The following is a 15,283-nucleotide window of genomic DNA, read 5'->3' on the forward strand; positions in this document are numbered from 1 at the left end:
CTTAAAATTTAACGTTTAACGTAAAAATAAATGTCTTAAGTGGAGGCGTAGCCATCTCGATGTAACCATCAGCTTTAACCTCTGGATCCCACTTTAACTTACTATCTTTAACCCAAGTCAATGGATTACGAGCTGTAACAGATAAGTTTACAGCATCTACTCCAATAAATTTAGTTGCTGATTTATTAAGATTATATCCCACTGTAATCTGTTTTAAACGAATATGATCACCTTTATATAAAAATCGTGTACTTGCAGAAGTATATGTTGTTCCACCTCCTTTTGTTAGTTTAGGCACATCTGTTATATCTCCAGGTTTCTGCCATCTATCAAATAAATCTGTAGTACCATTATATGTATTTAAAGTTTTAGAATTTACACCACTCGTATATGATGCCCAATAATCATACACACTATATCCTGTTGCAAAAGTAAATAAGGCATCTAGATAAAAACCTTTATAATTCAAATGAGTACTAAGCCCACCTGTGACTTTAGGTAGAGCACTTGTATTCTGAAATCTCGTCTCTGCTTGGTTGTAATTACTTGTCTTAGTACCATCTGCTTTATACCATTGGGCTAATCCTGTTTGAGGATCTACACCAGCGAATTCTTTTAATCTCCATGTTTCTATAGCTTTTCCGTTAACTGTAGCTTTAAAACTCCCCAAAACTTCTAATGGTTTTCCATCTACAATTGGCATATTAGTCATCTCATTCTTTACTGTTGCAACATTAACTCCAATAGACCAATTAAAATCTTCACCACGCACAACATCAAAATTAAACTCTGCTTCAAAACCACTATTCTTTAAGTCTCCCATATTCATCCATTGATACTCAAAACCAGAAGTAAGAGACAAGGGTCTTTTATACAACAAATCTTTACTCTTACTACTAAAATAACTAAGGCTTCCTGTTAATCTATTGTCAAATAAACCGAATTCAACACCTACATCAATTTTATTTTGGTTCTCCCATCCTAACGGTCCTCCAAATTGATTAGAGATTAATGCAGACTCTCCATTATAAGAGCCAGCTCCTACTAGTTGCATATAGGTATTAGGTGTTATTTCGGCATTACCTGTAGTTCCGTAAGACCCTCTTAATCTCAACAAATTAATTGACTCAACACCTGTCATAAAACTTTCTTCATTAATATTCCAAGCTCCACCTATGGCATAAAATGTCCCCCATCTGTCATTTTCAGAAAATCTAGAAGATCCCTCTCTTCTAACTGTTAAATCAATCAAATAACGATTTGCATAACTATAGTTTAACAAACCTAAAAAACTCAATTGAGACCAATCTAGATATTCAGCATCTGTCCTAAAATTAGTTGCAGCAGTACCTAGTCCCGTCATTCCTGGAGGTATAACTTCTCCAAACCCTTCCAATCTTCTAGTTTTATTTTTTTGGAACTCCATAATAGCACGAGCATTAAACTTGTGCGAGTCACCTAGATAAAACTTATAGTTAAGTGAATTCTGCCATACATAATTAAACCTTTTATTGACAATATCATTTGCATAACCATCCCTTTGTGCACCATCACCATACGTTGGATTCCTATAGGCACTGTAATTTGCTAATATATAATCTAAGCCGATTGTAGATTCAAATTTCAAATCATCTAACACTTTATATCCTAATGCATTACTAGATATAACACGAGTAATATCATTTTCTGTAAAATCATTTTTAACAGTATACAAAGAATTATGTACCCCTGATGGAATAGATAAATTATAAGATCCATCCTCATTATAAATAGGTGTCCAAGGACTCATAAACATACCTGTTAAATTAGGATTCGAAAAATAAGCTCCACCTTCTAAGATTGCATCTTGTTTAATATTAGATATATTCGCTCCAATCTTCATATCAAATTTATCCGAAAGCTTTCTAGTCATATTAAATGAACCTGTAACCTTCCTAAAATACATACCTATAATCACTCCATCATACTTCTCATGTCCCAAACTTGCAAAATAAGTACCTTTATCATCTCCACCTGTTACATTCAAATTAATAGATGAAGTCACAGCTTGCTTATTTAAGACAGCATTGCGCCAATCATTATCAATAGATCCACCATCTACCCATTGCTTCAAAGGGCTCGCAGCTCCTTCTCTAGTGTTAATATACCAATTATAAGTATCTTCCTTAGCAAATCCATTCGCAGCACCATCAGTATTATAAATAGCTTCTAACCAAAGCTCCTTCTTTTGTTCTCCGTTTAAAAATTTAGGTCCTTTAACAGCAAAGTCCTGAAAACCTATAGCAGCTTTAAAATCGAACTTAGGAGCACCTTGTTTACCACGTTTAGTAGTAATCAAAATAACACCATTACCTCCTCTAGCTCCATAAGCGGCTGTAGCTGCGGCATCTTTTAACACTGTAATACTTTCTATATCCTCACTATTAATCCCTGACAATGAAGATAAACTAGTACTTGAATTACCACTCTCAGTATAAGTTCCAGATATATCCCCATTAGTTAATGGTATACCATCTACGACAAATAAAGGTTCATTAGTCGCTGACATTGAGTTACGTCCACGAATACGAATATTCTGAATAGCCCCTGGAGAACCTGAAGTAGATGACATCTGTAATCCAGCAACTCTACCTTGCAACGCTTGATCTACAGATGCTACGGGTGTATTAGCTATAATATCACCTTGAACAGCTACAACATTACCTGTTACTTCATTTCTTGTTTTTGCTTCACCATAAGCTAAAACTATTACACCATCTAACACATTATCCTCTGTAGATAAATTAACATTATAATGATCACTTGTACCTACTTTATAGGTTACCTCATTCATCCCTATAAAACTAAAAACAAGCACATCGCCTGATTTAACTTTCAAAGAATACTTACCATCCAAATCAGTTTGGGCTCCTTCTTGAGTACCCTTTATCGTAACAGAAACACCTGGTAAAGGCACTCCTCCTTCACTGACAATTCCAGTGAGTGTCTTGTTTTGTGCATAACCCGCACTTACTGAAAGTAATAGCAGGTTAACATAAAACCAATTAAGTCTAGATTTCTTCATAAAAACATTGATTAGTTAGTATGGCAAATCTAAATATATCACTTAACATTAAATTAACATAAACAAAGAACTATAAATTATTTGTAATAGAATTCAAATAAAAAAAGCCCATCCAAAATTTGGATGGGCTTTAATAAAATTTCTCACATCAATAACTATTATCAAAAATAACCACTGATAAATTATCAGTGGTTTTACATTTTTAAAAATATTATTTATATGCCTGATTTTGTTCTATCTTACTTACGTTAATCTCTACTTGAGGTATTGGAAATGCAGTCCATTTATCTCCAAAAGCAACTTTTCCATCAGTTAATAACTTATTAACTTTAGTTCTAGGATTAGAAACTACTCCACCCCAACGCATTAAATCTTCATATGCCAAACCTTCAAACATCAACTCTCTTACTCTTTCCTTTTTATAATCTTCTAAAGTTAATGAAGAATATACTTTAGCAACTGCGCTGAAATTTCCTTCTTGTAAAGTAACTCGTTGTGAAACAATATCATTCATATACGTTAAAGCTTTAGCGCTACTTCCATTAGAAGCACCTTGTAAAGTTGCTTCAATATAATTCAACATAATTTCTTCAAGACGCATTACTCTGATATTAGATGTACGAATTGTATACTTCCCAAGATTACGCAATCTTGCAGGTTTCATTTCATCTGATGCAACAATATCTCTACGAATATCATCTACCTTTTTATCTCCTTCTAATTTTGGAAATATACTCTCGATAGCATCTTCCATACAAATCAAATCACCATAACCTTCATGTGAGTAAATATTAAACAAGCTATTAGTACTTAAATTATCAGTACCAGACTGTGCTAATTCAAATAATGAATTAGACATAATACCTTCTCCTTTATAAGCGTCTAAAAATGAACTTCTTTTTATAACTTCAGCTCCAGTCGATTCGATCGCCTTTAAAGAACTCTCTACTACAAGATCCAGCATTTTAGCATCATATTTACTAAAAAACAAAGCAATCCTAGATTTAAATCCGTTAGCACTTGCAACATTTAAACGAACATTAGTACCTCTACCAACTATCTTTTCTGAATCAGTCATCATTTTAATTCCTGTCTCTAAATCAGACAAAATTGATACTTGATTTTCTTTTACAGTAGGACGGCTAATTTTCTCATCAATATCAATAAATGAAGTTTTATAAGGTACACCTAAAGCATTAACACCTTGATTTCCAACATACTGCTCTCCATAAAGCCTTAACAAATCATAATGAGCAATAGCTCTCAAAACATATGCTTGACCTTTATAATATTTTACAAAATCAGATTCAACAATATCTGCCTCTAAAACACGATTTGTATTTGAAATAACTTTATATATTTGAGTCCATGTATCAGCAGAATAAGCATGTGTAGGCAAAATAGTATAACCAGATACATTTCCAAATCTACCTGAACTATTTAAAGAGTACATATACGAAGATCTACTTTCTGAGAATACTATAAGATCACGTCCATAATAAGTTTCAACAGCCATACGAGCATAAGAACCATTCAAACTCGCTAATAATTCATCTACAGAACTTATAGGATCCTTTTCATTATCTTTTGTGTTAGAATCAATTGAATCTAACGAACAAGATGTAAAACTTGTACTTGCTAATCCAACAAATCCAGCAAGTAAAAAGATTTTAACTATATTTTTCATTCTTCTTAAAATTTAACGTTTAACGTAAATACAAATGATTTCAACGGAGGAGTTGCCATTTCAATATACCCTGTTGCATCAACCTCTGGATCCCATTTCAATCTACTATCCTTCACCCATGTCAGAGGATTTCTAGCAGAAATTGATAAATTAACAGCATCTAATCCCATAGATTTTGCTACAGCCGATTTTAAATTATAACCTAATGTTATTTGTTTTAATCGTATATGATCTCCATCATACAACCATCTAGTACTTGGAGAAGTATATGTTTCTCCTCCTTGAGTAGAAACCATTGGCACATCAGTAATATCTCCTGGTTTCTGCCATCTTTCTAACAATTCAGTTGTCCCATTAAAATTATACAATGATGTATCATTAACAGCATTTGTATAAGCTGACCAATAATCGTAGACACTATAACCCGTTGCAAAAGAAAATAATGCATCTAAATAAACACCTTTATATTCAACATGGGTGTTGATAGCTCCAGTTAATTTTGGTAATGCACTCTTATTTTGATATCTATCTTCTGCTGCATTATAATTAGTTGTTTTACTACCATCAGCCATATACCATTGCGCTAACCCTGTCTGAGCATCAACACCTGCATATTCTTTTAATCTCCACTCTTCCAATGCTTTACCTTCTTCAGTTCCTTTAAAACTCCCTAATACTTTTAAAGGTTTCCCATCAACAATCGGCATACTTACCATTTCATTTTTAACAGTTCCAATATTTCCACCTATAGACCAATTAAAGTCTTCTGTACGGAATACATCATAATTTAACTCAACCTCAATACCACTATTTTTTAGGTCTCCTAAATTCGTCCACTGAGAAGAGAATCCTGAAGTACGTGACAACGGACGTGCATATAATAAATCTTTACTTTTACTATGGAAATAAGTAAAACTACCTGTTAAACGATTATCAAATAATCCAAACTCAATACCCACATCAGTTTTTACTTGTTTCTCCCATCCTAACAAACCTCCAAATTGAGATGAAACCATTGCTGACTCTTCATTATACTTACCTGGTTGCAAAAGCTGAGCGTACATATTAGAATCGATCTCTGAATTCCCTGTAGTACCTACAGATCCTCTTAAACGCAATAAATTCACAAATTCAACATCACTCATAAAAGATTCCGAACTAATGTTCCAAGCTCCTCCTACTGCGAAGAAAGTTCCCCATCTATCACTTTCAGAGAATCTAGAAGAACCTTCTCTTCTCAACGTCAAATCAAGCAAGTACTTATCATTATAACTATAATTCAATAGTCCTAAAAATCCAAGACTAACCCAATCAGTATATCTCGCATTCGCTACATAATTAGTAGCTGATGCTCCGACACTAATCATTCCTGGAGGTAAAACTTCTCCACTACCTTGTAAAAGATTTGCCTTATTTTTTTGATACTCCATTAATACTCTTGTATCAAACTTATGACTATCACCTACATAAAATTTATAGTTTAAACTATTTTGCCATACATAGTTAAATCTTTTTCTATCAGTTTCACTAGCTGACCCTTTATAATCCTCACCATCACCGTGCACTGGATTAAGATAGGTCTTATAATTAGCCATAAGATAATCTAATCCAATAGTTGACTCAAATTTTAAATTATCTAATATTTTATAACCTAAACTATTATTTGATATCACACGTATTACATCATTACGAGCAATATTATTATCTGTTACATATAACGTATTATGTAATCTTCCAGGAAGATTAAAATTCGGAGTACCATCTTCATTATACATAGGAGCCCAAGGAGAAATAAACATCCCAGATAAATTAGGATTAGAAAAATAAGCACCTCCTTCGTTAACACCATTTTGAAGAATATTAGATACGTTAGCACCGATTTTTATATCTAATTTATCATTTAAGTTTCTAACCATATTAAATGCACCTGAAACTTTTCTGAAATCAGTACCTATAATTACACCATCGAATTTTTCATGTGCTAAATTAGCATAATACGTTCCTTTCTCATCTCCTCCATTTACCCCTAATGAAACAGTAGTAGTTAAAGCATCTTTATTTTGAACTGCATCTCTCCAATTATGGCTTTGAGATCCATTTGCTACCCATTTTGAAAGAAAATCATCTGGCCCATATCCATCTGGCCCAAGATACCAATCCCAAACATTATCCATTGTGAAACCATCTTCAGCTCCATAGTCGTTAAAATTCGCTTCTAACCACAATTCTTTCTTTTGCTCTCCACTCAAGAACTTAGGTCCTTTTCTTGCAAAATTCTGGAATCCTATAGAAGCTTTTAAATTATAACTAGGTTCACCTCTTTTACCTTTTTTAGTTGTAATCAAAATAACCCCATTACCTCCTCTAGCTCCATATGCAGCAGTGGCAGCGGCATCTTTCAACACAGTCATAGTTTCGATATCTTCAGAATTAATACCTGAAAGAGAAGAAAGGGAAGTTCCTTCGTCGTTACCAGAAATATTACCACTTGTCAACGGAACACCATCCACAACGAATAAAGGTTCATTATTAGCAGATAGTGAATTACGACCACGGATACGAATATTCTGTGTAGCTCCAGGAGAACCAGATGTCGTTGCCATTTGTAATCCAGCTACACGTCCTTGTAATGCCTGATCTACAGATACTACAGGTGTCTTTGCAATAACATCACCTTTTACAGTTACAACATTACCTGTAACCTCATTTTTACCTTTACTTTGTCCATAAGCAAGAACTACAACTTCTGTCAATTGATTATCTTCAGATGATAAAGATGGATTATAAATACTTGCTTGTCCGACTTTATACGTAATATCCTTCATACCTATAAAACTAAAGACTAATACATCCCCTGGTTTTACATTTAAAGAATAATTACCATCCAAATCTGTTTGAGTTCCATGGTTAGTACCTTGGATTGTAACAGAAACCCCTGGAAGAGGAGTTCCTCCCTCGCTTACAACTCCCGTAAGCTTCTTGTCTTGTGCATAACCTGCGCTTACTGAAAGTAATAGCAAACTAGCATAAAACCAATTAAGTCTAGATTTCTTCATTAATAACATTGATTAGTTAGTGAAACAAATCTAACAAAATATTTGAATTTCTTTATGACAATATTAAGATTTAACAAAGTGAAATAGATTTATTAAAAAATAATAATAAAAAACAAAACAATAAACATGTATTAAAACTAAAATATTAACATAATAAATATATTGTTTTTAATTTCAATTTGTAAAATAATTATAATATACAAATAATCACATCATCAGTTATCTCCAAACAAAAAGCCTATAAGAAATTTCTTATAGGCTTATATATTTTTTAAATCAGACTTAATTACTTCTCTGGTTCTCTAATAATAACATAATCAAACTTAAACAACATATCTATTGACTTCTAATTCTTCTCTAAATATTAACCAAATATAGTAATGACGAAAAAAAGGCTTTCGCATATGCGAAAGCCTTTTCCTTATTTTTCAGATGACCAAATTAATTAGTAACCTTTATTTTGATCGATTTTACTATCATTGATCTCACTACGAGGGATAGGGAATGCTAACTTAGCATCACCATATTTAACCCCATCCTTAGATTGAGGTGTTACACCTAGATCTTCTTTATTACGCATTTGATCGTCAAAACGGAATCCTTCAAATACTAATTCTTTACGTCTCTCTGCTAATACAACCTCTAATGTTAAAGAAGCAAATTTAGCTTTAGGGTTACCTTCATATCTTTCTTCAGCAACCTTATTAACTAATTCTAAAGCTCTTGTAACATTTGATTTTGAACGAACTGCAGCCTCAGCGTAGTTATAAATTAGCTCCTCATAACGCATAACCTTGATGTTAGAGCTTACAGCTGTATACTTACCAAAGTTACGGTAGTACTCAGCTTTACCTTTCACCATATTTACACCTTGCATCTCTTCAGATGAACGGATATCTGTTTTGTCTGTAAAAAGAGCTTTTAAGTTCTCTTCTATCCCTACAACATCTCCATATCCTAAATAAGAATAGATATATGATAATCCATTAATACCTTGATTATTGATATTATCTTGTGCTAATTCTAGTATAGAGTTACTTTGTGGTTCTTCAGCTCTAAATGAAGCAACATAAGCACTTCTTTGAACAACAGCACCACCTAAACTCAATGCTTTCTCAGCACTTTCCATTGCAATGTTATAATCTGCACTATCAAATGCTCCAAAAAACAATGCTACTCTTGATTTCACACCATTAATTGATTGTGCATTGAAACGTGTTTTCTTAGTTGCATTCTTATCTACTAAAGTCAAAGCCTCATCTAAATCTCTATAAATAAGATCTCTAACTTCTCTAACAGAAAGTCTTTTGTAATTTTTAGCATCTAATTCGCCAAACTGCGTAATATAAGGTACACCTAATCCTGCTAATCCAGCATTGTCAACATTTTGTTGTCCAAATAAACGCAATAGATCAAAATGAGCTAATGCTCTTATTGCTAAAGCTTCAGCTTTTCCTTGATTAATATCAGTTTTATCACCTATTGTAATATTAGAACCTATAGCTAAGTTAGCAGAACTAATTACCTCATAGATCTTCTTCCATGTATCTGATGGAAAAGCATGAGTAGGAGTCAAAGTAAAACTAGATACATTTTGAAAACGGTTCGAAAAACCAGCCGCCGCATATGCATTATCTCCACGTACTTCACTGAAGATAACCATATCACGTCCGTAGTAATTATAATTTACCATTCTATAATATGCACCAGATACTGCCGCTCTTAAGTCAGTAGCAGATACTAGTGGCTTAGATTCGATATCTCGAGCACCTTCTAATGTAGCGTCTAATCTATCATCTGAACAACTAGTCATTCCAGCAGATAAAAGAACTACAGATAATATTGAAAATATAATTTTTTTCATAACTTTTTAAAACTTAACATTTACAGAGAATACTACTGATTTTACAGGCGGAGTAGCTACACTAACATAACCTGAAGGATCTACTTCTGGGTCATATTTTAATCCTTTGTCTTTAACCCATGTCCATAAGTTCGTTCCTATAACTGAGAAACTTAAACCATCGACTTTTAAAGCTCTTGTAAATTCAGAGTTGAAATTATACCCTAAAGTAACATTACGCAATCTAATATAATCTCCATCGTGTAAGAATCTAGTAGATGGACTTGTGAAACTCTTGTTACCTCCAGTAGCAGTATACTCTACGATTGGCACGTTAGTAATATCACCTGGTTTTTGCCATCTATCTAACATCTCTACAGACGCATTTGAAGAAACTAAAGCACTTGTAGTACCAGCTGTTTTAAATGCATACTGCTCATATACTTTATGTCCTCCAGCGAAAGTAAACATACCATCTAAGAAGAATCCTTTATAATCTACGTGTAAGTTAGCACCTCCAGTATATTTTGGTAAAGCACTCGCTCCTTGGAATCTATGTTCTGCTTTAGAATAATCAGAAGTAGCATTACCGTCTTTATCAAACCACATAGGTTGTCCTGTAGCAGGGTCAACACCAGCCCATGTTGGCATATACCACTCTCCTACTTCATGTCCTGATACATCAGCATTATAAGATTTATAAACCTCTAATTCTTTTCCATCAACAACAGGCATCTCAGTAATTCTATTACGAACTGTACCAAAGTTAAAACCAACAGAAACATTAAAATCATCAGATCTAACAACTTCCCCATTGAACTCTACTTCAATACCACGGTTATTCATAGCTCCCATATTCATCATTTGGCTAGTGAAACCAGACATTTTAGAAAGAGATCTATTGTATAATAAGTCACTTGTTTTACTGTCAAAATAAGCAGCTCCTAATGTAATACGCTCATTAAACAACCCTAAAGTAAAACCAAAGTCCATTTTTTGTTGTTTCTCCCATCCAATAGGTCCTCCAATCTGAGTTGGAATAAGTGCTGCCTCTCCATCATAAGATACGATATCAGCACGACGTACATATTGATTAGGATTAATCTGAGAGTTACCATTCGTACCATACGATCCTCTAAGACGTAATGTCGAAATAGTTTGTTGATTTTGCATCCATTCTTCCATATGCATATTCCATGCACCACCAACTGAATAGAAGTAACCTATTCTATCTGTAAATTTAGAAGAACCTTCACGTCTTCCTGTTACATCTACTAAGAATCTATTTTGATAGTTATAGTTTAAGATACCAACATATCCTAAGTTAGAATCATCTAAGAAATCATATCCAGCATCTCTATTAGCAGCCGCAGCAGCTAAAGAATTGAATCCTTCTAAGATAATCTGTCCTGTTCCTTGTAAGAAACTACGTTTAGATTTTTGATATTCTACTAATACTTTAGCATCGAACTTATGGTTCTCTCCTAAATAGAATCTATAGTCTAATCCGTTTTGAGCTACATAACTAAAGTTTCTTCTAACATATTTAGCAGCAGTACCATCATAAGTTCTACCATCACCATGAATAGGGTTTCTATACTCAGAATAATCTGCTAATGTATAATCAATACCCATAGAAGAAGTAAACTTCAAGTTATCCGTAATAGCATAACTAATAGAATTAGAATTAATTACACGAGTAACATCATTCAAATTTTGATTATGCTTTGTAGTATATACAACATTGTGATATCCTGATGGTGGTAGATAGTAACTACCATCTTCGTTATACAATGGGTTCCATGGATTCATCACTAACTTAATATAGTTAGGATTCGAGAAATATGATCCCCCTTCAGAAATACCATTTTGTTTAGTATTTGTAACTTTAATACTAGTGTTAAATTCGATTTTATCACTTAATTTTTGCATAAAGCTTAAAGAAGCTCCGATACGTCTAAAATCAGATCCGATAACAGTACTCTCCATTTTGTCATGTGACATAGATGCGTAGAAGTTGTTACGCTCACCACCACCTGTAGCAGAGAAGTTGATACTAGTTAAAGGCGCATCTGCATTCTTAACATATTCACCCCAATCATTATCAGGACGACCTGCAGCAATCCAATTACTGTAACCACCAGCATTAGCATGTTTAGGCTGTGTTAATGCCCAAGCTCCAGCTTCTGCACGAGTAAATCCATTTTCAGCACCGAAAGTATTATATAACCCATCTAAATAAAGTTCTTCTTTTTGATTAGATGATAATAATTTAGGCCCTCTAACAGCGTTATTTTGGAATCCTACACGTGCACTTAAATTATATTTAGTAGCTCCTGATTTACCTCTTTTAGTAGTAATCAAGATTACCCCATTTGTACCACGAGCACCATATACTGCTGTCGCACCAGCATCTTTTAATACAGTCATAGACTCAATATCTGCTGGGTTAATCGTTGCTAATAATGATAATGATGTAGAAGGTGAATCTGATCCTTGATTTCCTCCAGAGAAATCACCATCATACATAGGTACACCATCGATAACGTATAACGGCTCATTAGTAGCAGTCATAGAGTTACGTCCACGAATACGAATATTTTGTTTTGCTCCAGGAGAACCAGATGAAGCAGACATTTGTAAACCTGCTACACGTCCTTGTAAAGCTTGGTCTGCAGAAGCCATAGGAGTAGCTGAAACAGCATCACCTTTAATAGCTACAGCATTACCTGTTACTTCATTTTTAGTTTTAACCTGACCGTAAGCTAACACCACAACCTCTTCTAAAACAGAATCTTCTGATTCTAAAGAAACATTATAGTTATTTGCTGTAGACACTTTATACTCCTTATCGTTCATTCCGATAAAAGAATATACTAATACATCTCCAGGTTTTACCTTAAGAGAATAGTTTCCATCTAGATCTGTTTGAGTACCCTCGTTAGTTCCCTTGATTACCACGCTTACACCTGGTAATGGAAGACCTCCTTCTGATACTACTCCAGATAGAGTCTTTTCTTGTGCAAAAGAAGTTTGCACAGCTAGCCCTGCTACCAGAGCTAAAGTCCATCTTAACTTAGAAATCATTATTAAATTGAATTAGTTAGTTCACAAATCTAAAAAAGTAATTAGATAACCTAACCTCAATACCAATTATTAACAATACAAGCCATACTTATTCACAATACATTATTTAATATTCAAAATATTAACAAATAAAAAACATTACAAATCAAATAAAACAACAACCAACACACATCAAAACAATTGTTTTTTTAACTCATTGCTAAAAAAAACAAAATTGACTTATTTTTTTTAACAATTAAAACCTACAATACTAGTAAATACGCCTTGTCACCCAAAATAATTCACTAATAAACTAACCATTTTTTAACAAAACATTGAACTAAGAACTATAAAATTTATCATAAGATTCTCTGTAACTATCCAGCTTATATTATTTACATTTGCGATAATTAAAAACGAAACTTCAGATGTTATTAAAAAATTTCTCAGAGTTTAGCTTAGAAGCTGGTACTGACGAAGCTGGTAGAGGGTGTATCGCTGGCCCTGTAACGGCTGCAGCTGTTATACTCCCACTAGACTTTATCAATGAAGAAATAAACGATTCTAAAAAAATCACCTCTAAGATACGATACAAACTCCGAGATATCATAGAAGATCAAGCATTAACTTATAAAGTAACACATCTACACGAAAATGTGATCGAAGAACTAAACATCTTACATGCTTCTATTAAGGCAATGACTCTTTCTGTACTTGACTTAGACCCTAGACCAGAGTTTCTTATCATAGATGGTAATAAGTTTACTCCTATACCAGACTTACCTCATCAGTGTATAGTCAAAGGGGATATGAAATATCTAAGCTTAGCGGCAGCGTCTATATTAGCGAAGACGTATCGAGATGATTATATGGATAAAATCCACGAGGAATTCCCAATGTACAATTGGAAGAAAAACAAAGGGTACCCAACTAAAGAACACAGGGAAGCTATTGCTAAATATGGCCCTTGTAAGTACCATAGAATGTCTTTTAAACTTCTACCTGATCAATTAAAACTAGACATATAACAACCTTATACAAATTATAAATACAAGCAGAAACTCAATAAGTTTCTGCTTTTTTTATTGATCTAATTTCCTATGATAGGATAATGATGGCACTTTGATCGCATAATGGTCGCATAAAAAATAGGCAAAAACATGCGAGCACTATCCCATAACTATGCGACCACTATGCGATAACTCCCAAAATAGCCTATAAAAAAACAACCTATTCTATCGAAAGAATAGGTTATTGATCTGTATTTTGAAAGTGCAATAAATCGCTTAAGAGAAGATCTTATTCACCGCATTAATCGTGTAATCTAAATCTTCGTAAGTCAATGCATCTGTAATAAACCATGTTTCATAAGATGATGGGGCGATATATACTCCTTCTGCTAATAGTCCATGGAAGAACTTCTTGAACGTATCGTTATTACCATACCCTGCCGTTTCGAAATCCACTACTTCTCTTTCGTCAAAGAATACAGAGATCATCGATCCTACACGGTTAATCGTATAAGCTACTTTATTATCTGTTAATACCTTGCGCATACCTTTTTCTAAATAAGCTGTCTTTTCTTCAAGACGTTTAAATAGATCAGCATCTTTATTAATCTCTTGTAACATCGTAAGACCAGCAGCCATAGCTAATGGGTTCCCAGATAGTGTTCCTGCTTGGTATACAGGCCCCACTGGTGCAAGGTAATTCATGATTTCATTACGAGAAGCAAAAGCCCCTACAGGCAATCCTCCACCTATCACTTTACCAAAAGTAACGATATCAGCATTCACACCGAATAATTCTTGTGCTCCACCTTTCGCTAGACGGAATCCTGTCATCACCTCATCGAAGATCAATAGTGTACCATGTTTATCACATAGTGATCTTAATCCCTCTAAAAATCCTTTAGCCGGAGGTACACATCCCATATTACCAGCTACTGGCTCGATGATGATCGCTGCTACCTCTCCTTTATTTGCTTCTAGGATAGACTCTACATTACTTAGATTATTATAATCTGCTAATAAAGTATCTTTTGCTGTACCAGCAGTTACACCAGGACTATTAGGAGACCCGAAAGTAACAGCTCCACTTCCTGCAGAGATCAAGAACGAATCTGAATGTCCGTGATAACAACCTTTAAACTTGATGATTTTATCTCTATCTGTATACCCTCTAGCTAATCTGATAGCACTCATACAAGCTTCCGTACCAGAATTCACAAAGCGTATCTTATCAATATTTGGCACCATAGATACAGCTAGCTCTGCTATCTGTGTCTCTATCTCTGTAGGCATCCCGAAAGAAGTACCTAATTTTGCTTTTTCGACTACAGCATTAACTACAGGCTCATAAGCATGTCCTAAGATCATAGGTCCCCAAGAGTTAATATAATCTATAAGCTTATTACCATCCTCATCGTATAAATATGCTCCTTTAGCCTCTTTAACGAAGATAGGAGTTCCTCCGACAGATTTAAAAGCACGTACTGGAGAGTTTACTCCTCCTGGTATCACTTTCTCAGCTTCTGCAAAAAGCTTACTACTTCTTTGGTATAACAT

General features: G+C 34.0%; 7 protein-coding genes. 1 reads left to right on the forward strand and 6 read right to left on the reverse strand.

Translation table 11 applies throughout. From position 1 onward, the window contains the following. Position 1: 1 nt before the first annotated feature. The 5 genes from AABL87_RS00785 to AABL87_RS00805 all read right to left on the reverse strand — a co-directional run bounded on the left by AABL87_RS00785 (position 2) and on the right by AABL87_RS00805 (position 12,737). The gene (locus AABL87_RS00785) at positions 2-3,064 is read right to left on the reverse strand and encodes a SusC/RagA family TonB-linked outer membrane protein (protein ID WP_341276772.1); all 3,063 of its coding nucleotides are present in this window, start codon (positions 3,062-3,064) and stop codon (positions 2-4) included. Between the two features lie 211 nt (positions 3,065-3,275). Continuing rightward, positions 3,276-4,751 carry a RagB/SusD family nutrient uptake outer membrane protein gene (locus AABL87_RS00790; RefSeq protein ID WP_016650359.1) on the reverse strand — a complete coding sequence of 492 codons (1,476 nt, stop codon included), beginning with the start codon at positions 4,749-4,751 and terminating at the stop codon, positions 3,276-3,278. Between the two features lie 5 nt (positions 4,752-4,756). Further along, positions 4,757-7,807 carry a SusC/RagA family TonB-linked outer membrane protein gene (locus AABL87_RS00795; RefSeq protein WP_016650358.1) on the reverse strand — a complete coding sequence of 1,017 codons (3,051 nt, stop codon included), beginning with the start codon at positions 7,805-7,807 and terminating at the stop codon, positions 4,757-4,759. Positions 7,808-8,252: 445 nt separating this feature from the next. Continuing rightward, entirely contained in the window at positions 8,253-9,671 is a 1,419-nt protein-coding gene (locus AABL87_RS00800) for a RagB/SusD family nutrient uptake outer membrane protein (RefSeq protein WP_006266897.1), read from the reverse strand. A 6-nt stretch (positions 9,672-9,677) separates the two neighbouring features. Further along, the gene (locus tag AABL87_RS00805) at positions 9,678-12,737 is read right to left on the reverse strand and encodes a SusC/RagA family TonB-linked outer membrane protein (RefSeq protein WP_006266896.1); all 3,060 of its coding nucleotides are present in this window, start codon (positions 12,735-12,737) and stop codon (positions 9,678-9,680) included. Positions 12,738-13,144: 407 nt separating this feature from the next. On the opposite strand from AABL87_RS00805, the gene AABL87_RS00810 reads away from it, so the two are divergent. Beyond that, positions 13,145-13,744: a ribonuclease HII gene (locus AABL87_RS00810; protein WP_006264663.1), complete on the forward strand. Its 600-nt coding sequence runs from the start codon at positions 13,145-13,147 to the stop codon at positions 13,742-13,744. Positions 13,745-14,002: 258 nt separating this feature from the next. Here AABL87_RS00810 and hemL read toward each other — a convergent pair whose 3' ends face one another. Then, positions 14,003-15,283 (reverse strand): glutamate-1-semialdehyde 2,1-aminomutase, encoded by a 1,281-nt coding sequence (gene hemL / locus AABL87_RS00815; RefSeq protein ID WP_341276773.1) that lies wholly within the window; start codon positions 15,281-15,283, stop codon positions 14,003-14,005.

Source organism: Myroides sp. C4067, assembly GCF_038039665.1.
GTDB lineage: Bacteria > Bacteroidota > Bacteroidia > Flavobacteriales > Flavobacteriaceae > Flavobacterium > Flavobacterium odoratimimum.

Bases quoted from the DNA above. Each gene is read 5' to 3' on its own strand.
- AABL87_RS00785 (WP_341276772.1), bottom strand. From the start codon at position 3,064: ATGAAGAAATCTAGACTTAATTGGTTTTATGTTAACCTGCTATTACTT.
- AABL87_RS00790 (WP_016650359.1), bottom strand. From the start codon at position 4,751: ATGAAAAATATAGTTAAAATCTTTTTACTTGCTGGATTTGTTGGATTA.
- AABL87_RS00795 (WP_016650358.1), bottom strand. From the start codon at position 7,807: ATGAAGAAATCTAGACTTAATTGGTTTTATGCTAGTTTGCTATTACTT.
- AABL87_RS00800 (WP_006266897.1), bottom strand. From the start codon at position 9,671: ATGAAAAAAATTATATTTTCAATATTATCTGTAGTTCTTTTATCTGCT.
- AABL87_RS00805 (WP_006266896.1), bottom strand. From the start codon at position 12,737: ATGATTTCTAAGTTAAGATGGACTTTAGCTCTGGTAGCAGGGCTAGCT.
- AABL87_RS00810 (WP_006264663.1), top strand. From the start codon at position 13,145: ATGTTATTAAAAAATTTCTCAGAGTTTAGCTTAGAAGCTGGTACTGAC.
- hemL (WP_341276773.1), bottom strand. From the start codon at position 15,283: ATGTTATACCAAAGAAGTAGTAAGCTTTTTGCAGAAGCTGAGAAAGTG.